Genomic DNA, 19,607 nt, shown 5'->3' with positions numbered 1-19,607 from the left:
TCTTGGGTCGACGGCCAAGAGGCCGGCCGGTTGATCCGTCTGCGCCCTTCCTGTTCGGAACAGGCGCGGTCAGGTCGAAATTAAAATTCAGGGTTGAGCGCAAGTCGAGCCTGCGACGTTCAACGATACTGGAGAAAGACGTTCTCACGTCCGAACTGGTCACGCAGAGCTTGAATCAAGCTGTCAGCGGGATCAATGCGCCATGCTTCTCCCAATTGCAGCAATGCACGGGCGTCCTGCCCCGTGTAGTCCACCGTGATCGGGCAGGCACCGCGATGGCGCTTGCACAGATCACCCAGCCAGCGCAGCCGGTCGCCCTTGAGTGCTTCGGCGCGTACCGTCACTCGCAGGCTCTCGGCCAGATTGGTGCGCGCATCTTCGATACTCATGACCCGCTTGGCGCGCAACCGCAGCCCCCCGGAGAAGTCATCATTACTGACTTCGCCTTCGACCACCACCATAGCATCGGTCTGCAACAGTGATTGAGCCGAATGAAACGCTTCGGCAAACAGGGATGCTTCAATGCGTGCAGAACGGTCGTCCAGGGTAATGAACCCCATCTTGTCGCCCTTCTTGTTCTTCATCACGCGCAAGGCAATGATCAGGCCGGCCACCGTCTGGGTGTCTCTGGCGGGCTTTAGATCGATGATCCGCTGACGAGCGAAGCGACGAATCTCGCCTTCATACTCATCGATCGGGTGCCCGGTCAGGTACAGCCCCAGGGTTTCCTTTTCACCGCGCAGACGGTCTTTGAGGCTCAGCTCGCGAGTCTTGCGATGATTGGCGTAAACATCGGCGTCCGCTTCAACGAACAGGCCGCCAAACAGGTCCGCGTGACCACTGTCGTGACTGCGCGCGGTCTGCTCTGCCGCCTGAATGGCTTCTTCCAGCGCGGCAAGCAGCACCGAGCGGTTACGGTCAATGTTGGCCTGATAGGCCTTGGGTTCGAGTTCGAAGTACGGCCCGAGACGATCCAGCGCACCGCTGCGAATCAGGCCATCAAGCGTTCGCTTGTTGACCCGCTTGAGGTCGACGCGGGCGCAGAAATCGAACAGGTCCTTGAACGGCCCGTTCTGACGCGCATCGGTAATCGCCTCGACCGGGCCCTCGCCCACCCCTTTGATGGCACCAAGCCCGTAAAGAATGCGGCCATCATCGCTTACCGTGAATTTGAACTCCGATGTGTTCACGTCCGGCGCGTCGAGGCGCAGCTTCATCGTGCGCACTTCTTCGATCAAGGTCACGACCTTGTCGGTGTTGTGCATATCCGCCGACAACACGGCAGCCATGAACGGTGCCGGGTAGTGAGTCTTCAGCCAGGCGGTCTGATATGACACAAGTCCGTAGGCAGCCGAGTGGGATTTGTTGAAGCCGTAACCGGCGAATTTCTCCACCAGATCGAAGATGTTACCGGCAAGGTCCGGGTCGATGTTATTGGTCTTGCAACCCTCAATGAAACCGCCGCGCTGCTTGGCCATTTCCTCGGGCTTTTTCTTACCCATTGCGCGACGCAGCATGTCTGCACCGCCGAGGGTGTAACCGGCCATGACCTGCGCGATCTGCATCACCTGTTCCTGATACAGGATAATGCCGTAGGTCGGTGCCAGTACCGGCTTCAGGCCTTCGTACTGATAATCGACGTGCGGGTAGGACAGCTCGGCGCGACCGTGCTTACGGTTGATGAAGTCGTCAACCATGCCCGATTGCAGCGGGCCGGGACGGAACAGTGCTACCAGTGCGATAAGGTCTTCCAGGCAGTCGGGCTTGAGCTTTTTGATCAGCTCTTTCATGCCGCGCGACTCGAGCTGGAACACCGCAGTGGTTTCGGCACGCTGCAACAACTGATAGGTCGGCATGTCATCGAGCGGGATGAACGCGATGTCCAGCGGCTCTTCGTTGACCTTGGCGCGGTCGCGGTTGATGGTCTTGAGCGCCCAGTCGATGATGGTCAGGGTGCGCAGACCGAGGAAGTCGAACTTCACCAGCCCCGCCGCCTCGACATCGTCCTTGTCGAACTGGGTTACCAGGCCGTCACCGGCCTCGTCGCAATAGATCGGCGAGAAGTCGGTCAGCTTGGTCGGGGCAATAACCACACCACCGGCGTGCTTACCGACGTTACGCACAATGCCTTCAAGCTTGAGCGCCATCTCCCAGATTTCTGCAGCCTCCTCATCAACCTTGAGGAAGTCGCGAAGAATTTCTTCCTGCTCGTAGGCTTTTTCGAGGGTCATGCCGACTTCGAACGGGATCATCTTCGACAGACGATCAGCCAGCCCGTAAGACTTGCCCTGCACCCGCGCCACGTCACGCACCACTGCCTTGGCGGCCATGGAACCGAAGGTGATGATCTGGCTAACCGCATTGCGACCGTATTTCTCGGCCACGTATTCGATCACCCGATCACGGCCGTCCATGCAGAAGTCGACGTCGAAGTCGGGCATGGAAACCCGCTCCGGGTTCAGGAAGCGTTCGAACAGCAGGTCGTATTCCAGCGGGTCGAGGTCGGTGATCTTCTGCACATAGGCAACCAGCGATCCGGCACCCGAACCACGACCCGGCCCTACCGGTACGCCATTGCTCTTGGCCCACTGGATGAAGTCCATCACGATCAGGAAGTAACCAGGGAAGCCCATCTGGATGATGATATCCAGCTCGAAATTCAGCCGGTCGACATACACCTGACGTTTGGCTTCGTAATCTTCAGTGGTGTCCTTGGGCAACAGGACGGCAAGACGCTCTTCGAGACCATCGAACGAGACCTTGCGGAAATACTCATCGATGGTCATGCCATCAGGAATCGGGAAGTTGGGCAAAAAGTGAGTGCCCAGCTTGACGTCGATGTTGCAGCGCTTGGCGATCTCGACGGTGTTTTCCAGCGCCTCGGGCAGGTCGCTGAACAGCTCGGCCATTTCTTCCGGGCTTTTCAGGTATTGCTGATCGCTGTAGTTGTGCGAGCGACGCGGGTCGTCCAGCGCACGGCCTTCGCCAATACACACGCGGGTCTCGTGGGCTTCGAAATCAGTCTGCTTGATGAAACGCACATCATTGGTCGCCACCAACGGCGCGCCGTGACGCTCGGCCAGGGCCACCGCAGCGTGCAGATGTTCTTCGTCATTGGCGCGATTGGTACGCTGCACTTCGATGTAGAAGCGGTCAGGAAAGACTTCTAGCCACTCGCGCAACAGTTCGTCCGCCTCGCCGGGGTTGCCGCCGAGCAACGCCATGCCGATCTCGCCTTCCTTTGCAGCGGAAAGCGCAATTACGCCTTCACTGGCCTGCGCGACCCACTGGCGCTGGATGACGATCTGGCCGTTGCGCTGGCCTTCGATAAAACCACGGGAAATCAGTTCGGTCAGGTTCCGGTAGCCCTGGGCATTCATGGCCAACAGGCTGATGCGACTGAGCGCAGCGTCTTCATCCCTGCCCGCCAGCCACAAGTCGACGCCACAGATCGGCTTGATGCCCGAGCCTTGCGCGGCCTTGTAGAACTTGACCAGCGAACACATGTTGTTCTGGTCAGTCACCGCCACGGCGGGCATGTTCATGCCGGTCAGCGCCTTGATCAACGGTTTGACCCGGACCAGACCGTCAACCAGCGAGTATTCGGTGTGCAGGCGTAGATGAACGAAAGAAGCCGGCATGGTGATCCTATAAAACGCGAAAATACAAAAAAACGAAGGGCAGGATTGTAACGGGCCCGAGATGAAACGTCAGTCCTGCAATAAACCGACTGGTAGCGGGATCGACCCGCCGATCATTATGGATGCTCGCGCTTCATGGGCTGCACGCACAGGTGCAAAGGAGCGTCGATGAATAGGCGTAGGCCCCAACCGGGCCAATGCCTCCAGGTGCACCGGCGTAGGATAACCCTTGTGCCCACCGATGCCATAACCCGGATAGATGAGTTCGAACGCTGCCATTTCCCGATCCCGGCTGACCTTGGCGAGAATCGATGCGGCCGCGATGGCAGGCACCCTGGAGTCGCCCTTTACAACCGGCGCAGAAGGCACTGACAACTGCGGGCAACGGTTACCGTCGATGAGCGCCAGCTTCGGCGTGATACTCAACCCCTCGACGGCACGTTTCATGGCCAGCATCGTGGCGTGCAAAATATTCAATTGGTCGATTTCTTCAACTTCAGCCCGGGCAATGAACCAGCACAGGGCCTTCTCCTGAATTTCGACGTAGAGTTTTTCGCGCCGGGCTTCAGTCAGCTTCTTTGAGTCGTTGAGCCCGAGAATAGGTCGGGCAGGGTCGAGAATGACTGCCGCCGTCACAACCGCGCCGCACAGCGGGCCGCGGCCTACTTCATCAACACCTGCTACCAGATCCTCGACGAGTGTAAAATCCAGACCTGTTTGCATGATGGGCGACCTCACAGTGAAGACGACTGGCCGAGCAGGCTCAACACCGCATCAGCGGCCTGATTGGACGCATCTCGACGCAAAATACGGTGAATGGCATCAAAGCCTGCGGTTTGCGCCTGACCGTCGTCGATCAGCGGCAGCAGCGTCCGCGCCAACACTTCGGGGGTGGCGTCATCCTGCAGCAGTTCTGGCACCAGCAGGCGCTGGGCAAGCAGGTTAGGCAGCGATACGTAAGGGCTTTTGACCATCCGCTTGAGTATCCAGAAGGTCAGCGGTGCCAGACGGTAAGCCACCACCATAGGTCGCTTGTAAAGCAGGGCTTCCAGAGTCGCGGTGCCGGAGGCGATCAGTACCGCATCGCATGCTGCCAGCGCCACATGCGACTGCCCGTCGAGCAGCGTGACTGGCAGATTGCGGCCTTGTAACAGCTGCTCTACCTGAGCCCGTCGCTGAGGACTGGCGCAGGGCAGTACGAAGCGCAAGCCAGGGCGCTGGGCGAGAAGAAGCTCGGCAGCATCGAAAAACAAACCGCCCAGACGCCCTACTTCGCCGCCCCGGCTGCCCGGCATCAGCGCAACAACGGGCGCTTCCTGAGTAAGGCCAAGCCCTGCGCGGGCTGCGGCGCGATCTGACTCCAGAGGGATGGTGTCTGCCAGCGGGTGACCGACAAAGCGTACCGGTACGCCCTTCTCTTCATAGAAACGGGCTTCGAATGGCAACAATGTCAGCATCAGATCACAGCCTTCACGAATCTTCAGCACACGCTTCTGACGCCAGGCCCAGACTGACGGGCTGACATAGTGCACGGTTTTGATGCCCGCGCGGCGTAGCTGAAGTTCGATATTGAGTGTGAAGTCGGGGGCATCGATGCCGATGAAGACGTCCGGTTTTTCATTGATGAGGGTCTGTACCAGCAGCTTGCGCCGGGCCAGCAGCTCACGCAGCCTGCCAAGCACCTCAACCAGCCCCATCACCGACAGGCGCTCCATCGGGAAGTAGGACTGCATGCCCTCAGCCTCCATCAACGGGCCACCCACGCCGATGAAACGGATATCAGGATGGCGCACCTTGAGGGCGCGCATCAGGCCGGATCCGAGGATATCGCCGGATGCTTCACCAGCGACCAGAGCGATACATAATGGCGTGGTCATGATTAGCGAATGATACCGCGGGTCGACGTCTGGATAGACTGAAGGAATACGGCCACTTCAGGGAACTGCGCCGCCGGCTCGGCAAGGTCGGCCGCCGCCTGAGCGATGGTCAGCCCCTGACGATAGACTGTCTTGTAAGCTCTGCGCAGCGCATGAATGGCTTCTTCGGAAAAACCACGACGGCGCATGCCCTCGAAATTCATGCTGCGCGCTTCGGCCGGGTTGCCAAACACCGTCACGAACGCCGGAACGTCCTTGCCGATGGCCGTACCCATGCCGGAAAAGCTGTGAGCACCGATATGGCAGAACTGATGCACAAGAGTAAAACCGGACAGGATGGCCCAGTCATCGACATGAACGTGGCCTGCCAGCGCGGTGTTGTTGACCAGTATCACGTGGTTGCCGATCACACTGTCATGGCCGATGTGTGCATAAGCCATGATCAGGTTGTGATCGCCCAGCGTGGTTTCGGCACGGTCCTGAACAGTCCCGCGGTGGATGGTCACACCTTCACGGATCACGTTGTGATCACCGATGACAAGACGGGTTTCCTCGCCCTTGTATTTCAGATCAGGCGTGTCTTCGCCCACCGATGAGAACTGGTAGATGCGATTGTGCTTGCCGATCCTGGTGGGTCCCTTAAGGACAACATGAGGACCGACGACTGTACCCTCGCCAATTTCCACACCGGCTCCGATGATCGACCAGGGGCCAACCTCAACGTTGTCGGCCAGAATGGCCGTCGGATCGATGATTGCGCGAGGGTCAATCAAACTCATAGTTTACGTTCCGCACAGATGATTTCGGCAGAGCATACCGCCTTGCCATCAACTGTAGCCTTGCATTCGAACTTCCAGATCTGACGCTTGCTGCTCAGGAACTTCGCTTCAAGAACCAGCTGGTCGCCCGGCAGAACCGGTTGACGGAAACGCAGTTTGTCCGAGCCCACGAAATAATAGAGCGTACCGTCTGACGGCTTGGAGTCGAGCATCTTGAACGCAAGAATACCGGCAGCCTGCGCCATAGCTTCGATGATCAGCACACCCGGCATGATGGGATGCTCAGGGAAGTGGCCGTTGAAAAAAGGCTCGTTGACGCTGACATTCTTGTAGGCGCGAATGTTCTTGTTCTCGATATCCAGCTCCGTCACACGGTCCACCAGCAGGAACGGGTAACGATGAGGCAGGTATTCGCGAATTTCTTTGATGTCCATCATTTCGAGGGGAAGCCTGTAGTAAAGATTAGGGGTGCGTCGCGACTGCGCAGCACCCCTCTACATCAAGGAGGCAGTTTATCGACTGTGCACGCTTGATATTAAAAAGGTATCAGCCATCAGATGAGCGATTATCGGCGCAGGTCACCGTCTCTACAGCCTTTTCAAGCTTTTGCAGACGTCGCGCCATATCATCGATCTTGCGCAGACGAGCTGCACTCTTGCGCCACTCGGCGGCCGGCTGCATGGCAGTACCGGACGAGTACGAACCCGGCTCGGTAATGGAATGCGTCACCATCGTCATGCCGGTGATGAAAACACCATCACAGATTTCGATATGCCCTACCAGGCCGACACCGCCGGCCAGCATGCAGTGCTTGCCGATTATGGTGCTTCCGGAGATGCCAACACACGCAGCCATCGCTGTGTGATCGCCAACCTGCACGTTGTGGGCAATCTGAATCTGGTTGTCCAGCTTCACGCCGTTGCCAATTCGCGTATCAGCCAGCGCACCACGATCGATTGCCGTATTGACGCCAACCTCGACGTCATCACCCAGGGTGACGCCACCGATCTGTGCAACCTTGTGGTAGATACCTTTATCCTTGGCAAAGCCAAAGCCTTCGCCACCCAGCACGGCACCCGACTGGATGACCACGCGCTTGCCAATGCGCACATCGTGATAAAGCGTTACCCGCGGGGCCAGCCAGCCGTCTTCACCAATCTCGCAGCGAGCGCCGATGAAGCAGTGAGCACCGATGGTGACACCGGCTGCAATGCGCACACCGCTCTCGATCACAGCAAAAGCGCCAATGCTGGCAGCAGGATCAATCAGTGCATCCTCGGCAATCACGGCCGTCGGATGAACGCCTGCACTACTTCTAGGCTTGGGATCGAAAAAATGCGAAATGCGCGCGTAGGCCAGATAAGTATCAGGAACCACCAGCGCATTACCGTTGTAACCGTCGGCGTCTGCAGGCTTGAGCAGCACCGCAGTGGCTTGGGTATCGACCAGCAATTTACGATACTTGGGATTTGCCAGGAAACTGACTTGACCAGGGCCTGCCTCTTGCAAAGTGGCCAGCCCGGTGATTTCGATATCCTTGTCGCCACGTAGCGTAGCGCCAAGGAACTCGGCCAATTGGCCGAGCTTGATGGTTATGCTCATGGTTACTTCAGCTGGTTCATGCGCTCGATGACCTGGCGAGTAACGTCGTATTGAGGCTTGACGTCAATCACTGCACCGCGCTCGAAGACCAGGTCGAAACCACCTTTCTTGATGACTTCTTCAACAGCCTGATCCAGCTTTGGCTTCAACTGCTTGAGCATTTCGCGGTCAGCAACGGCCTTGGCTTCGTTCAGTTCCTTGGACTGGAACTGGAAGTCACGAGCCTTTTGCTTGAATTCAAGCTCCAGACGCTCGCGCTCAGGCTGAGCCATCTTGTCGCCACCGCTGACCAGACGGTCCTGAATACCCTTGGCGCTGCTTTCCAGGCTTTTCAGCTTGGTCAGTTGCGGACCGAATTTTTTCTCGGCATCAACAGCGTATTTCTTGGCAGCATCAGATTCCAGCAAGGCCATCTGATAGTTCAGTACCGCAATTTTCATGTCGGCAAATGCAGGGCTTGCGACCAGAACGGTTGCCAGCAGTACCAATTGAGTCAACTTACGCACAATACAACTCCTACAAAATTCGTTGCGTTATCAAAGATCAGACGCTTAGAAAGTCTGACCCAGGGAGAATTGGAAGACCTGAGTTTCTGCTTCGTCGTCCGGCTTCTTGATCGGCATCGCCAAGGCGAAGCTCAGAGGGCCGAGCGCAGTGATCCAGGTGACACCGATACCCACAGAGCTGGCCATGCCGGAAAGGTCGATGTTGTTGCATTCGACATTTTTGCCACTGGCTGTCTTCCTGCTGGAATCGCAGTTTGTATCAAATACGTTGCCGACATCCCAGAACACGGAGGTGCGCAGGGAACGCTGGTCCTTGACGAATGGCAGCGGGAACATGACTTCTACGCCACCCTGCACCAGGGCATTACCACCGAACGGCAGTGGATCCTGGTCCGGATCGGCCAACGTACCGGGTTTGGAACCGTTACTAGGCGTGCTGCGCGGACCAAGCGTGCTGTCCTTGAAGCCACGAACCGAGTTGAAACCACCGGCATAGTAGTTCTCGTAGAACGGCAGACCCGAGGTCGAACCGTAGCCGTCGCCATAACCTAGCTCTGTGTGCAGACGCAGAGTGTAGTTATCGGTGATCGGGTGGAAGTACTGCGCACGGTAATCCAGCTTGAAGAACGACAGGTCGCTGCCCGGTAAGGTAGATTCGAACACCAGGCTTTGCGAGTGACCACGGGTCGCCAGTACGCCTTTGTTCAGAGTCGATTCAGACCAGCCGACCGAGCCCTTGAAGTTCAGGTACTTGTCGCCTTCTTTTTCAACAAAGTCGAAGATCTCGTCAACGGTGTACTTGCCGGTCTTGATCTCATCCTGCTGCACGGTCAGGCCGTAGGTCAGGCGCGAGGTTTCGCTGATCGGGTAGCCAAGGTTGATACCGGCACCCAGGCTGTCTACCGCGTAGCTTGCAACATCAACGTCGAGGTCATCGTAGTTGGTGGTGCGGTAGAACGCGCTGTAACCCAGGCTGACACCATCCGGCGTGTAGTACGGATCGACGTAGCTGAAGTTGTAACGGCTCTGGTATTCGCTGCGGGTCAGGCCAATGCTGACCTTGTTACCGGTACCGAGGAAGTTGTTCTGGCTGATCGAACCACCCAGGATCAGACCGGCGCTTTGCGCGAAGCCGACGCTGGCGGTGATCGAACCGGACGCCTGCTCTTCAACCGCGTAGCTCACGTCAACCTGATCGTCGGTGCCCGGAACAGGCGGCGTCTCGACGTTGACTTCCTTGAAGAAGCCCAGACGGTCCAGACGGGTTTTCGACTGGTCGATCAGGTAGGTCGAAGCCCAGCCGCCTTCCATCTGACGCATTTCGCGACGCAGCACTTCGTCTTCCGACTTGGTGTTACCGCGGTAGTTGATGCGGTTGACGTAGGCACGCTTGCCAGGATCGACCACGAAGGTGATGTCGACCGTATGGTCTTCGTTGTTCGGGGTCGGCACGCCGTTGACGTTGGCGAAGGTGTAGCCTTCGTTACCCAGACGACGGGTGATCAGTTCGGACGTGGTAGTCATGACCTTACGCGAGAACACCTGACCCGGCTGTACCAGCAGCAGAGACTTGACCTGGTCCTCAGGAACCTTCAGGTCACCGCTGAGTTTGACCGACTTGACGCTGTATTTTTCGCCTTCGTTGATGTTGACCGTGATGTACACGCTCTTCTTGTCCGGCGTGATCGAGACCTGGGTCGAGGCGATATCCATGTTGATATAGCCGCGATCGAGGTAGTACGAACGCAGACGCTCAAGGTCACCCGACAGCTTTTCACGGGCGTACTTGTCATCATTCTTGAAGAACGACAGCCAGTTGCTGGTCTTGAGCTCGAACAGGTCGGTCAGGTCCTCGTCGGAGAAGACCGTGTTGCCCACCACGTTGATATGCTGAATGGAGGCGACGGTGCCTTCATTGATGTTGATTTTCAGGCCTACGCGGTTGCGCGGCTGTGGAACGACCTCGGCGTCAACCTCGGCAGAGTAACGGCCTTGGGCAACGTATTGGCGTTGCAGCTCGTTACGCACCCCTTCAAGGGTTGCACGCTGGAAAATTTCACCCTCGGCCAGACCGGACTGTTTCAGCCCCTTCATCAGGTCTTCGGTGGAGATGGCCTTGTTGCCTTCGATTTCGATACTTGCAACCGAAGGACGCTCGACGACGTTGATGACGAGTACGTTGCCATCGCGACCCAGCTGGATATCTTGAAAGAAACCGGTTTTGAACAGCGAACGGGTAGCATCGACCAAACGACCATCGTCCGCCTGCTCGCCTACGTTCAGCGGCAACGCACCAAAAACACTGCCGGCGGATACCCGCTGGAGGCCATTGACACGAATATCGGAGATGGTGAAGGACTCGGCGTGAACTTCAGCGATCATCAGTGCGGAAAGAACCGCAGTTAGCAGCAGACGTTTCATGAAGTCCTTTCTTATTCCAACTGGCAATAAACAAACTGCCGCAAAATGCGGCAGATTCGCAACTCGGCAAAGCGTTACAGTCGGCCCAGATCGTTGACCAGCGCGAGCAACATTACGCCCACCACCAGACTGATACCGATCTGTGCCCCCCAACCTTGAACCTTTTCCGAAAGGGGACGACCACGCGCCCACTCGATCAGATAAAACAGCAAATGCCCCCCGTCCAGGACGGGAATGGGCAGCAAATTCAGAACACCCAGGCTAATACTCAGATAAGCGAGGAAGTTCAGAAAATCTCCGATGCCCGACTGGGCCGAAGCGCCCGCCACTTTAGCAATGGTTATCGGTCCACTCAAGTTTTTTACCGAGAGCTCGCCGAACAACATTTTCTTCAGTGAGTCCAGGGTCAGCACGCTCATGTTCCACGTGCGCTTTATCCCCTCGCCCATCGCGGCGAAAGGACCGTAGCTGACCTCGCGCAGCATTTCCGGTGGCCAATCGACAGCTTTAACGCCAGCCCCCAGATAACCTGCGGCCGCCTTGCCTTCGCCTTTCGCGGCGAGGGTTACAGGAACGTCCATTTGTACACCGTCACGCTCGATGCGCAGCGATACTTTTGCTTCAGGGCGCCCGCGTACCCGGTCAACAACCTGCTGCCACTCATTGAGCGGCTGACCGTCCATCGAAATCAGGCGATCTCCGGTTTTAAGCCCGGCACTCTGCGCCGGACCTTTCGGGTCGATCTCTGCCAGCACCGGCAACAAGGCCGGGCGCCACGGACGAATACCCAGCGACTTGATCGGATCAGGCTCTTCAGCCCCCCGGAGCCAGTCATTGAGCACCAGCTCACGAGACGTGTCGACCGTCGAACCCTGATCCCTGAGCTTCAAAGCGATGGTGCCGCTTTCACCCAGACGGCGGACCAGTTGCAGATTGACCCCCGCCCAGCCCGACGTCGGCTCGCCATCGACTGCGACGATTTCCTGCCCGGCAGTCAGACCCGCCTGCTGAGCGATGCTTCCGGACTCCACGGCACCGATAACCGGACGAACCTGCTCGCTGCCCATCATCGCCAGCACCCAGAAAAACGCGATGGCCAACAGGAAATTGGCTGTCGGGCCTGCGATCACGATTGCGATACGCTGCCCGACGGTCTTGCGGTTGAACGACTGATGGGCAAGCTCGGGCGGGACATTGCCTTCGCGCTCGTCGAGCATTTTGACATAGCCACCCAGCGGAATTGCAGCGACCACATACTCGGTACCCTGACGATCACTCCAACGCAGAAGAGGCGTGCCGAAGCCCACCGAAAAACGCAGCACCTTGACGCCACAACGCCTGGCCACCCAGAAGTGGCCGAATTCGTGGAAGGTCACCAGCACGCCCAACGCAATCAGGGTGCCGAGAATCATGTATAAAGCGCTCATCAGCCTTCTCCGGGTACCGACTGGTCGGCCAGCGTGTTAATCATCGCAGACTTCAAAGCCTGCCGTTGACGCACCACATCGACCCTTTCATTCAAATCCTGACGGGTCATCAGATCGCTATCGCGCGTTTCTTTCAAGCCATTGGCCCGCGAGCAAACGCGCTTTTGCATCCGCGGCAAACACCGCGTCGAGCCCTTCGACCGCAGTCACAGGCTCATGATTCAGAACCTCCTCGATAATACCGGCGATTTCCAGGTAACGGATACGCCCATCGAGGAATGCAGCGACAGCCACTTCATTGGCTGCGTTAAGCATGGCAGGCGCACTGCCTCCAGCCTCTGCCGCATGACGCGCTAGCCGCAGGCAGGGGAAACGCTCCTCGTCCGGCTTTTGAAAATCAAGCTGGCCGATACGGAACAGATCCAGAGGCGCAACGCCAGAGTCTACACGTGCAGGCCAGGCCAATGCATTGGCGATGGGCGTGCGCATGTCGGGATTGCCCAATTGAGCGAGCACAGAGCCATCAACATAATCGACCATCGAGTGGATCACGCTCTGTGGATGGATGACCACCTCGACCTGATCCGGACGCGCATCGAACAACCAGCAGGCTTCGATCAGCTCGAGCCCCTTATTCATCATGGTCGCCGAATCAACGGAAATCTTGCGCCCCATCGACCAGACAGGATGCGCGCAGGCCTGTTCGGGCGTTACATTCTGCAACTGTTCGAGCGGGGTTTCGCGGAAAGGCCCGCCCGAGGCTGTCAACATGATCCGCCTGACACCCACAGCACCAAGCCCGCGAGCAAAATCGCCCGGCAGGCACTGGAAAATCGCATTGTGCTCACTGTCGATGGGCAGCAGCACTGCGCCGCTCTGCCGAACAGCCTGCATAAACAGGTCGCCGGACATGACCAGCGCTTCCTTGTTGGCCAGCAAGACCTTCTTGCCCGCCTCGACCGCAGCCAGGATTGGGCGCAGACCGGCAGCGCCGACAATGGCGGCCATGACAGCGTCCACACGCGGGTGCGCAGCCACTTCACACAGACCGCCCTCGCCCACCAGAACCCGGGTGTCGAGCCCGGCCGCAGCAAGGTCGTCCTGCAATTTACGGGCGATGACCTGATCGGGAACCACGGCGTATTGCGGGGTATGCCGGACGCACAGGGCCAGCAACTCATCGAGACGACTGAAGCCCGTAAGCGCGAACACCTGATAAAGAGAAGGATGACGTGCGACGACATCCAGAGTGCTCAGACCAATAGAGCCTGTGGCACCCAGAATGGTGATGTGTTGCGGCCCACTCACATGACACCCCAGTCGGCGGCCCAGAGCAGAACCGCAAATACCGGAATGGCCGCAGTAAGGCTGTCGATACGGTCCAGCACACCGCCGTGCCCAGGCAGCAGGTTGCTGCTGTCCTTGACCCCTGACTGGCGCTTGAACATGCTTTCAGTCAGGTCGCCAATTACGGAGATGAACACAATCACAGCAGCGCCAAGAAGCCCGGCGATGAACTGAGCAACCGTCCAGTCACGAGAAATGCCCACAGCGGCCGTGATGCCCAGACTGACCGCAAGACCGCCGTATACGCCTTCCCAGCTCTTGCCCGGACTTACCTTGGGGGCCAGTTTGCGCTTGCCGAAAGCCTTGCCGGAGAAATAGGCGCCAATGTCGGCAGCCCAGACCAGCACCATCACTGACAGAATCAGCCAGTTACCCAGCGGCCACTGCTTGATCAGCACCAACCCCTGCCAGGCAGGCAGCAAAATCAAAAGACCGATCACCAGCTTGCAGGCCGCGCTTGCCCAGTGGCTACTGGAGTCCGGGTAGGTAAGAACCAGAAAGGTCGCCACGCCCCACCAGATGACTGCAGCGACGAGCACCCAGGGCTCCAACCCTGGCAGCAGGTACATGAGGAATAGCAGAACTGCGACCACAGCCGCATAACCGATGCGCATCGACTGCGCAGCAAAACCTGCGAGCCGCGCCCACTCCCAGGCACCCAGCACGACAACAACCCCGATGAACAGGGCGAAATACATGCCGGTCAGCAGGAAAAAACCACACAAGGCGATCGGCAACAGAATGAGTGCCGTGATGATCCGTTGTTTCAGCATTAAGCCCGGGCTCCAGCTTCTACCTGTTCGCTGGTTTTACCGAAGCGACGTTGGCGAGAAGCGAAATCTGCCAGCGCGGCGCGCATGGCATCGTGTTTGAAGTCCGGCCAGAACAGGTCGGAGAAGTACAGCTCGGCGTAGGCCAGCTGCCAAAGCAGGAAGTTACTGATGCGGTGCTCGCCACCGGTGCGGATGCACAGGTCCGGCAACGGCAGATCGCCTGTTGCCAGACAGGTCTGCAGCAGCTCGGGGGTTATATCCTCCGGTTGCAGATGCCCGGCCTGAACCTCGCGCGCCAACCGCTGGGCAGCCTGTGCGATGTCCCATTGCCCACCGTAGTTGGCAGCGATCTGCAGCACGAAACGGCTATTGCCGGACGTACGCACTTCCGCCTCGCGCATTGCAGCCTGCAGCTCGGGATGAAAGCGCGAGCGGTCGCCAATGATCCGCAGGCTGATGTCGTTCTCGTTCAGGCGCTTGGTTTCACGGCGTAGCGCCGTGAAGAAAAGCTCCATCAGTGCACCAACCTCTTCAGCCGGGCGCTGCCAGTTTTCACTGGAGAACGCGAACAGTGTCAGCACCTCGACCTTGGCTTCGGCACACACCTCGATAACGGCCCGCACAGCGTCGACGCCCGCCTTATGGCCAGCAACGCCTGGCAGCAGGCGCTTCTTGGCCCAGCGATTATTACCGTCCATGATAATCGCGACATGGCGCGGTACCGAAGACGGCACGGCCGGTTTTATCTTTTCCATGAAAGCGTCCGAAACCTTAAACAGCCATCAGATCAGCTTCTTTCTGCTTGACCGCAACTTCGATTTCAGCAACGAATTTGTCAGTCAGCTTTTGCACGTCGTCCGCCGCGCGACGCTCTTCGTCTTCGCTGATTTCCTTCTCCTTGACCAGATCTTTCAACTGGCTCAGAGCGTCACGACGAATGTTGCGTACAGCAACACGAGCGTCTTCAGCGGCGTCGCGTGCCTGCTTGGTGAAGCCCTTGCGGGTTTCCTCGGTCAGCGCCGGCATGGAGATCAGCAGCAGCTCACCCAGGTTGGTCGGATTGAAGCCCAGACCGGAGCTCTGGATAGCCTTGTCGACAGCAGCAAGCATATTACGCTCGAACGCCACGACCTGAAGAGTGCGCGAGTCCTTGACGGTCACGCTGGCAACCTGACTCAGCGGCGTGTCGGCACCGTAATAAGGGACCATGACACCACCCAGAATGCTCGGGTGCGCCTTGCCGGTGCGGATTCGGGTGAACGCGTGGGTCAGCGACTCCAGACTCTTCTGCATGCGGGTCTGAGCGTCTTTCTTGATTTCGTTGATCATTGTTGGGCTTCCTCGATCAGGGTCCCTTCAGCGCCACCATGGACGATATTCAGAAGGGCACCCGGCTTGTTCATGTTGAAGACGCGCAATGGCATCTTGTGATCGCGACACAGGCAGATTGCGGTCAGATCCATCACGCCCAACTTGCGATCCAGCACTTCATCGTAAGTCAGATGATCGAACTTCTCGGCATTCGGGTCCTTGAACGGATCTGCGGTATACACGCCATCCACCTTGGTGGCCTTGAGCACTACATCGGCGTCGATCTCGATCGCGCGCAGGCAGGCAGCCGAATCGGTCGTAAAGAACGGATTACCCGTACCCGCAGCAAAAATCACCACTTCCTTGGCGCTGAGATGGCGCATGGCCTTGCGGCGATCATAATGATCGGTCACACCCAGCATGGAAATGGCCGACATCACGATGGCCGTGATATTAGCGCGCTCCAGCGCATCGCGCATTGCCAGGGCGTTCATCACAGTGGCCAGCATGCCCATGTGGTCGCCTGTTACCCGATCCATACCCGCAGCACTCAAGGCTGCGCCACGGAAAAGGTTACCGCCGCCGATCACCAGACCGACCTGAACACCGATACCGACCAGCTGGCCGACTTCCAGCGCCATACGGTCCAGTACTTTGGGGTCAATGCCGAACTCTTCCGAGCCCATGAGGGCCTCACCGCTGAGCTTGAGTAGAATGCGTTTATAGCGAGCCTGATAACCACTGCCCTGCTGAGCCATTGCGAATCTCTCCTGCGGCGTTTTCTGAAAAAAATCTGTGCTGGCTATTCCAAGCCTGCGCTTACTTTAGCTTGACGCTCTGCGAGCGTCGGGAGAATGCAGCCTTGTGAGCACAATCTCCAAGGAAAATTTCCTTTTCTCTTTCGACAAAGAGGCCGCACGCGTGAGCGGGCAGCCTCTTTGGGGCGACAGTTGAAAAACCGTCTTACTGCTTGGCAGCAGCCAGCTGTGCAGCCACTTCGTCAGCGAAGTTATCAACTGGCTTCTCGATGCCGTCGCCTACTTTGAAGTAGGTGAAGGACACGATTTCAGCACCGGCTTTCTTGGCCAGATCACCGACCTTGACTTCCGGGTTCTTGACGAAGGCTTGCTCGACCAGGCTGGCTTCAGCCAGGAACTTGGTGATACGACCGCCAACCATTTTTTCAACGATTTCAGCTGGCTTGCCTTTGATCTTGTCTTCGTTCAGTTGCAGGAAGACGTTTTTCTCGCGCTCGATCGCTTCGGCAGAAACTTCCGAAGGGAACAGGAACTCGGGGTTGCTTGCCGCTACGTGCATGGCGATATCTTTGGCCAGCTCGACGTCGCCACCCTTGAGGGTAACAACTACGCCGATCTTGTTGCCGTGCAGGTAAGTACCTACAACATCACCTTCGATACGCTTCAGGCGACGGATGTTGACGTTTTCGCCAACCTTGCCGACCAGTACCAGACGTGCAGCTTCCTGAGCTTCGATCAACGGAGCGGCATCAGTCATCTTCTCAGCGAAGGCTTTTTCGACGCTTGCAGCAACGAAAGCCTTGAAGTCGTCTTGCAGGGCCAGGAAGTCGGTCTGCGAGTTGACTTCGATGATGACAGCGGCTTTACCGTCGTCCTTGATGGCGATAGCGCCTTCAGCAGCAACGTTGCCTGCTTTCTTGGCGGCCTTGATCGCGCCGGAAGCACGCATATCGTCGATTGCTTTTTCGATGTCGCCGCCAGCCTTGGTCAAGGCCTTTTTGCAGTCCATCATGCCTTCGCCGGTACGCTCGCGCAGTTCTTTGACCAACGCTGCAGTAATCTCTGCCATTTCAAAATCCTCTTGGATAGGTCTTCAACCATTCCACCCGGCTCGCCGGGCGTGCAATTCTTGAAAAATCAGGGTGGCAGCAACACATGACAGCAAGGTCATGGCTACAGACCGACAAATCATTTCCTAGGTGGCAAAAAGGGGGCTAAGCCCCCTTTTCGCGTACTGAGTAAACGCCAGGCGTTTGTACTCAGCCTTCTACAGCAGCTGCAGCTGGAGCTTCTTCGACGAATACGTCGGTGCCGCCAGCAACATTGTTACGACCACGGATAACAGCGTCAGCCATCGAACCCATGTACAGCTGGATGGCGCGAATGGCGTCATCGTTGCCCGGGATGATGTAGTCAACGCCTTCCGGGCTGCTGTTGGTATCGACAACGCCGATAACCGGGATACCCAGCTTGTTGGCTTCGGTGATCGCGATGCGCTCGTGATCAACGTCGACAACGAACAGTGCGTCTGGCAGACCGCCCATGTCCTTGATACCACCCAGGCTGCGATCCAGTTTTTCCAGATCACGGGTGCGCATCAGGGCTTCTTTCTTGGTCAGCTTGGCGAAAGTACCGTCTTCGGACTGTACTTCCAGCTCGCGCAGACGTTTGATCGACTGACGGATGGTCTTGAAGTTGGTCAGCATGCCACCCAACCAGCGATGGTCGACGTACGGCGAACCGCAACGTGCTGCTTCTTCAGCAACGATTTTGCCAGCGGAACGCTTGGTGCCGACGAACAGAATCTTGTTTTTGCCCGAAGCCAGGCGCTCAACGAAAGTCAGAGCTTCGTTGAACATAGGCAGGGTTTTTTCAAGGTTGATGATGTGAATCTTGTTACGCGCGCCGAAAATGTACTTACCCATTTTCGGGTTCCAGTAACGGGTTTGGTGACCGAAGTGCACACCGGCCTTCAGCATATCGCGCATATTGACTTGGGACATGATAGTTCCTTGATAATAAGTCGGGTTAGGCCTCCACGCATCCCAATGACCAACCAATGGCATCTGCCAAGGGCACCCAGGTCATCGTGTCGACACGTGTGTGGGTTTGTGCTTCAAGGACGGACCTTGGAAAGCGGCGCATTTTATATCACAAAAGGGAAGAGAACGGAACTCCCATCAAGTTCTTGTTTTGCGGTGCTTTTAAAGCCGCATCCGCTGCCTATAGAAGGAAGCGATGATTACCCGGCACCGGCGGTCTGATAGAATTGCGCCTTTGCGCACCAACCGCGTGCCAGCCACGCCGAGAGATTCTGTATGACCATCACCCTCAAAACCCCGGAAGACATCGAAAAGATGCGCATCGCCGGTCGCCTGGCCGCCGATGTTCTGGAAATGATAGCGCCTCACGTAAAGCCCGGTGTAACCACCGAAGAGCTGGACCGCCTCTGCCACGATTACATCGTCAACGAGCAACAGGCGATCCCTGCCCCGCTTAACTACAAAGGCTTCCCCAAGTCGATCTGCACCTCGATCAATCAGGTAGTCTGCCACGGCATCCCGAGCGACAAGAAGCTGAAGAACGGCGACTCGCTCAACATTGACGTTACCGTCATAAAGGACGGGTACCACGGGGACACCAGCAGGATGTTCCATGTCGGCACCGTTCCGGTATGGGCCGAGCGTCTGTCGAAAGTAACTCAAGAGTGTCTGTATAAGGCTATCGAAATCGTCAAACCCGGCACTCGCCTGGGCGACATCGGCGCCGTTATTCAGAAACACGCTGAAAAGAATGGTTTCTCTGTGGTTCGGGAGTTCTGTGGTCACGGCATCGGCAAGGTGTTTCATGAAGAGCCGCAGGTCATGCACTTCGGCGAGGCTGGAACCGGTATCGAACTGCAGGAAGGCATGACCTTCACCATCGAGCCGATGATCAACCAGGGACGCCCTGAAACCAAGATCCTTGGCGATGGCTGGACGGCGATCACCAAGGACCGCAAGCTCTCGGCGCAATGGGAGCACACGCTGCTGGTAACCGCTGACGGTTACGAAATCTTCACTTTACGCAGTGACGACACTATTGCACAAAAAGCCCCCTGACCGGAGGCTGCACGACTGAACACCCGACACATCACTTGCACAGCCCGACATGAGGAATACTGCT

Annotated in this window: 17 protein-coding genes; 1 reads left to right on the top strand and 16 read right to left on the bottom strand. The window is 57.5% G+C overall.

The features are described from left to right. Positions 1-119: 119 nt before the first annotated feature. The 16 genes from dnaE to rpsB all read right to left on the bottom strand — a co-directional run bounded on the left by dnaE (position 120) and on the right by rpsB (position 18,445). Positions 120-3,641, bottom strand: coding sequence for a DNA polymerase III subunit alpha (gene dnaE, locus LJU29_RS08040; protein WP_057422953.1), 3,522 nt, complete (start codon positions 3,639-3,641; stop codon positions 120-122). A 69-nt stretch (positions 3,642-3,710) separates the two neighbouring features. Continuing rightward, positions 3,711-4,364, bottom strand: coding sequence for a ribonuclease HII (rnhB, locus tag LJU29_RS08035; RefSeq protein ID WP_002554716.1), 654 nt, complete (start codon positions 4,362-4,364; stop codon positions 3,711-3,713). Between the two features lie 11 nt (positions 4,365-4,375). Next, positions 4,376-5,518 (bottom strand): lipid-A-disaccharide synthase, encoded by a 1,143-nt coding sequence (gene lpxB, locus LJU29_RS08030; RefSeq protein WP_005760226.1) that lies wholly within the window; start codon positions 5,516-5,518, stop codon positions 4,376-4,378. A gap of 2 nt (positions 5,519-5,520) precedes the next feature. Beyond that, positions 5,521-6,297: an acyl-ACP--UDP-N-acetylglucosamine O-acyltransferase gene (lpxA, locus tag LJU29_RS08025; RefSeq protein ID WP_002554718.1), complete on the bottom strand. Its 777-nt coding sequence runs from the start codon at positions 6,295-6,297 to the stop codon at positions 5,521-5,523. Next, entirely contained in the window at positions 6,294-6,734 is a 441-nt protein-coding gene (gene fabZ, locus LJU29_RS08020) for a 3-hydroxyacyl-ACP dehydratase FabZ (protein WP_002554719.1), read from the bottom strand. Before fabZ ends, lpxA begins: the two co-directional genes overlap by 4 nt. 109 nt (positions 6,735-6,843) lie before the next feature. Beyond that, positions 6,844-7,899 carry a UDP-3-O-(3-hydroxymyristoyl)glucosamine N-acyltransferase gene (gene lpxD / locus LJU29_RS08015; protein WP_005760222.1) on the bottom strand — a complete coding sequence of 352 codons (1,056 nt, stop codon included), beginning with the start codon at positions 7,897-7,899 and terminating at the stop codon, positions 6,844-6,846. 2 nt (positions 7,900-7,901) lie between these two features. Beyond that, entirely contained in the window at positions 7,902-8,405 is a 504-nt protein-coding gene (locus LJU29_RS08010) for an OmpH/Skp family outer membrane protein (RefSeq protein ID WP_002554721.1), read from the bottom strand. Between the two features lie 45 nt (positions 8,406-8,450). Beyond that, entirely contained in the window at positions 8,451-10,826 is a 2,376-nt protein-coding gene (gene bamA / locus LJU29_RS08005; protein WP_257112015.1) for an outer membrane protein assembly factor BamA, read from the bottom strand. 74 nt (positions 10,827-10,900) lie between these two features. Beyond that, complete coding sequence (gene rseP / locus LJU29_RS08000; RefSeq protein ID WP_057422951.1) at positions 10,901-12,253, bottom strand: sigma E protease regulator RseP; 1,353 nt, start codon at positions 12,251-12,253, stop codon at positions 10,901-10,903. Positions 12,254-12,370: 117 nt separating this feature from the next. Next, on the bottom strand, positions 12,371-13,561 hold the full coding sequence (gene ispC, locus LJU29_RS07995) for a 1-deoxy-D-xylulose-5-phosphate reductoisomerase (RefSeq protein ID WP_257112013.1): 1,191 nt from the start codon (positions 13,559-13,561) through the stop codon (positions 12,371-12,373). After that, positions 13,558-14,373 (bottom strand): phosphatidate cytidylyltransferase, encoded by an 816-nt coding sequence (locus LJU29_RS07990; protein WP_005760214.1) that lies wholly within the window; start codon positions 14,371-14,373, stop codon positions 13,558-13,560. The genes ispC and LJU29_RS07990 overlap by 4 nt, the downstream gene beginning before the upstream one ends. Then, a complete protein-coding gene (gene uppS / locus LJU29_RS07985; RefSeq protein WP_002554726.1) occupies positions 14,373-15,128 on the bottom strand; it encodes a polyprenyl diphosphate synthase in 756 nt (251 codons plus the stop codon). Before uppS ends, LJU29_RS07990 begins: the two co-directional genes overlap by 1 nt. Positions 15,129-15,144: 16 nt before the next feature. Next, the gene (frr, locus tag LJU29_RS07980) at positions 15,145-15,702 is read right to left on the bottom strand and encodes a ribosome recycling factor (protein WP_257112012.1); all 558 of its coding nucleotides are present in this window, start codon (positions 15,700-15,702) and stop codon (positions 15,145-15,147) included. Continuing rightward, positions 15,699-16,442 carry a UMP kinase gene (gene pyrH, locus LJU29_RS07975; protein WP_002554728.1) on the bottom strand — a complete coding sequence of 248 codons (744 nt, stop codon included), beginning with the start codon at positions 16,440-16,442 and terminating at the stop codon, positions 15,699-15,701. The genes frr and pyrH overlap by 4 nt, the downstream gene beginning before the upstream one ends. Positions 16,443-16,647: 205 nt before the next feature. Further along, positions 16,648-17,511 carry a translation elongation factor Ts gene (gene tsf, locus LJU29_RS07970; RefSeq protein ID WP_005760208.1) on the bottom strand — a complete coding sequence of 288 codons (864 nt, stop codon included), beginning with the start codon at positions 17,509-17,511 and terminating at the stop codon, positions 16,648-16,650. A gap of 190 nt (positions 17,512-17,701) precedes the next feature. Then, complete coding sequence (rpsB, locus tag LJU29_RS07965; RefSeq protein ID WP_005760205.1) at positions 17,702-18,445, bottom strand: 30S ribosomal protein S2; 744 nt, start codon at positions 18,443-18,445, stop codon at positions 17,702-17,704. 315 nt (positions 18,446-18,760) lie between these two features. Between rpsB and map the strand changes: the two genes are divergently transcribed. After that, the gene (gene map / locus LJU29_RS07960; protein WP_002554731.1) at positions 18,761-19,543 is read left to right on the top strand and encodes a type I methionyl aminopeptidase; all 783 of its coding nucleotides are present in this window, start codon (positions 18,761-18,763) and stop codon (positions 19,541-19,543) included. Positions 19,544-19,607: the final 64 nt, after the last annotated feature.

The organism is Pseudomonas ficuserectae, from assembly GCF_024584585.1.
Classification (GTDB): domain Bacteria; phylum Pseudomonadota; class Gammaproteobacteria; order Pseudomonadales; family Pseudomonadaceae; genus Aquipseudomonas; species Aquipseudomonas amygdali.
Note: the sequence above shows the minus strand (reverse complement) of the source record. Positions and strands in the feature narration are given on the sequence as shown.

What these genes read in the sequence shown, in the direction of transcription:
- dnaE (WP_057422953.1), bottom strand. Translation starts at nt 3,641, where the DNA reads ATGCCGGCTTCTTTCGTTCATCTACGCCTGCACACCGAATACTCGCTG.
- rnhB (WP_002554716.1), bottom strand. Translation starts at nt 4,364, where the DNA reads ATGCAAACAGGTCTGGATTTTACACTCGTCGAGGATCTGGTAGCAGGT.
- lpxB (WP_005760226.1), bottom strand. Translation starts at nt 5,518, where the DNA reads ATGACCACGCCATTATGTATCGCTCTGGTCGCTGGTGAAGCATCCGGC.
- lpxA (WP_002554718.1), bottom strand. Translation starts at nt 6,297, where the DNA reads ATGAGTTTGATTGACCCTCGCGCAATCATCGATCCGACGGCCATTCTG.
- fabZ (WP_002554719.1), bottom strand. Translation starts at nt 6,734, where the DNA reads ATGATGGACATCAAAGAAATTCGCGAATACCTGCCTCATCGTTACCCG.
- lpxD (WP_005760222.1), bottom strand. Translation starts at nt 7,899, where the DNA reads ATGAGCATAACCATCAAGCTCGGCCAATTGGCCGAGTTCCTTGGCGCT.
- bamA (WP_257112015.1), bottom strand. Translation starts at nt 10,826, where the DNA reads ATGAAACGTCTGCTGCTAACTGCGGTTCTTTCCGCACTGATGATCGCT.
- rseP (WP_057422951.1), bottom strand. Translation starts at nt 12,253, where the DNA reads ATGAGCGCTTTATACATGATTCTCGGCACCCTGATTGCGTTGGGCGTG.
- LJU29_RS07990 (WP_005760214.1), bottom strand. Translation starts at nt 14,373, where the DNA reads ATGCTGAAACAACGGATCATCACGGCACTCATTCTGTTGCCGATCGCC.
- uppS (WP_002554726.1), bottom strand. Translation starts at nt 15,128, where the DNA reads ATGGAAAAGATAAAACCGGCCGTGCCGTCTTCGGTACCGCGCCATGTC.
- frr (WP_257112012.1), bottom strand. Translation starts at nt 15,702, where the DNA reads ATGATCAACGAAATCAAGAAAGACGCTCAGACCCGCATGCAGAAGAGT.
- pyrH (WP_002554728.1), bottom strand. Translation starts at nt 16,442, where the DNA reads ATGGCTCAGCAGGGCAGTGGTTATCAGGCTCGCTATAAACGCATTCTA.
- tsf (WP_005760208.1), bottom strand. Translation starts at nt 17,511, where the DNA reads ATGGCAGAGATTACTGCAGCGTTGGTCAAAGAACTGCGCGAGCGTACC.
- rpsB (WP_005760205.1), bottom strand. Translation starts at nt 18,445, where the DNA reads ATGTCCCAAGTCAATATGCGCGATATGCTGAAGGCCGGTGTGCACTTC.
- map (WP_002554731.1), top strand. Translation starts at nt 18,761, where the DNA reads ATGACCATCACCCTCAAAACCCCGGAAGACATCGAAAAGATGCGCATC.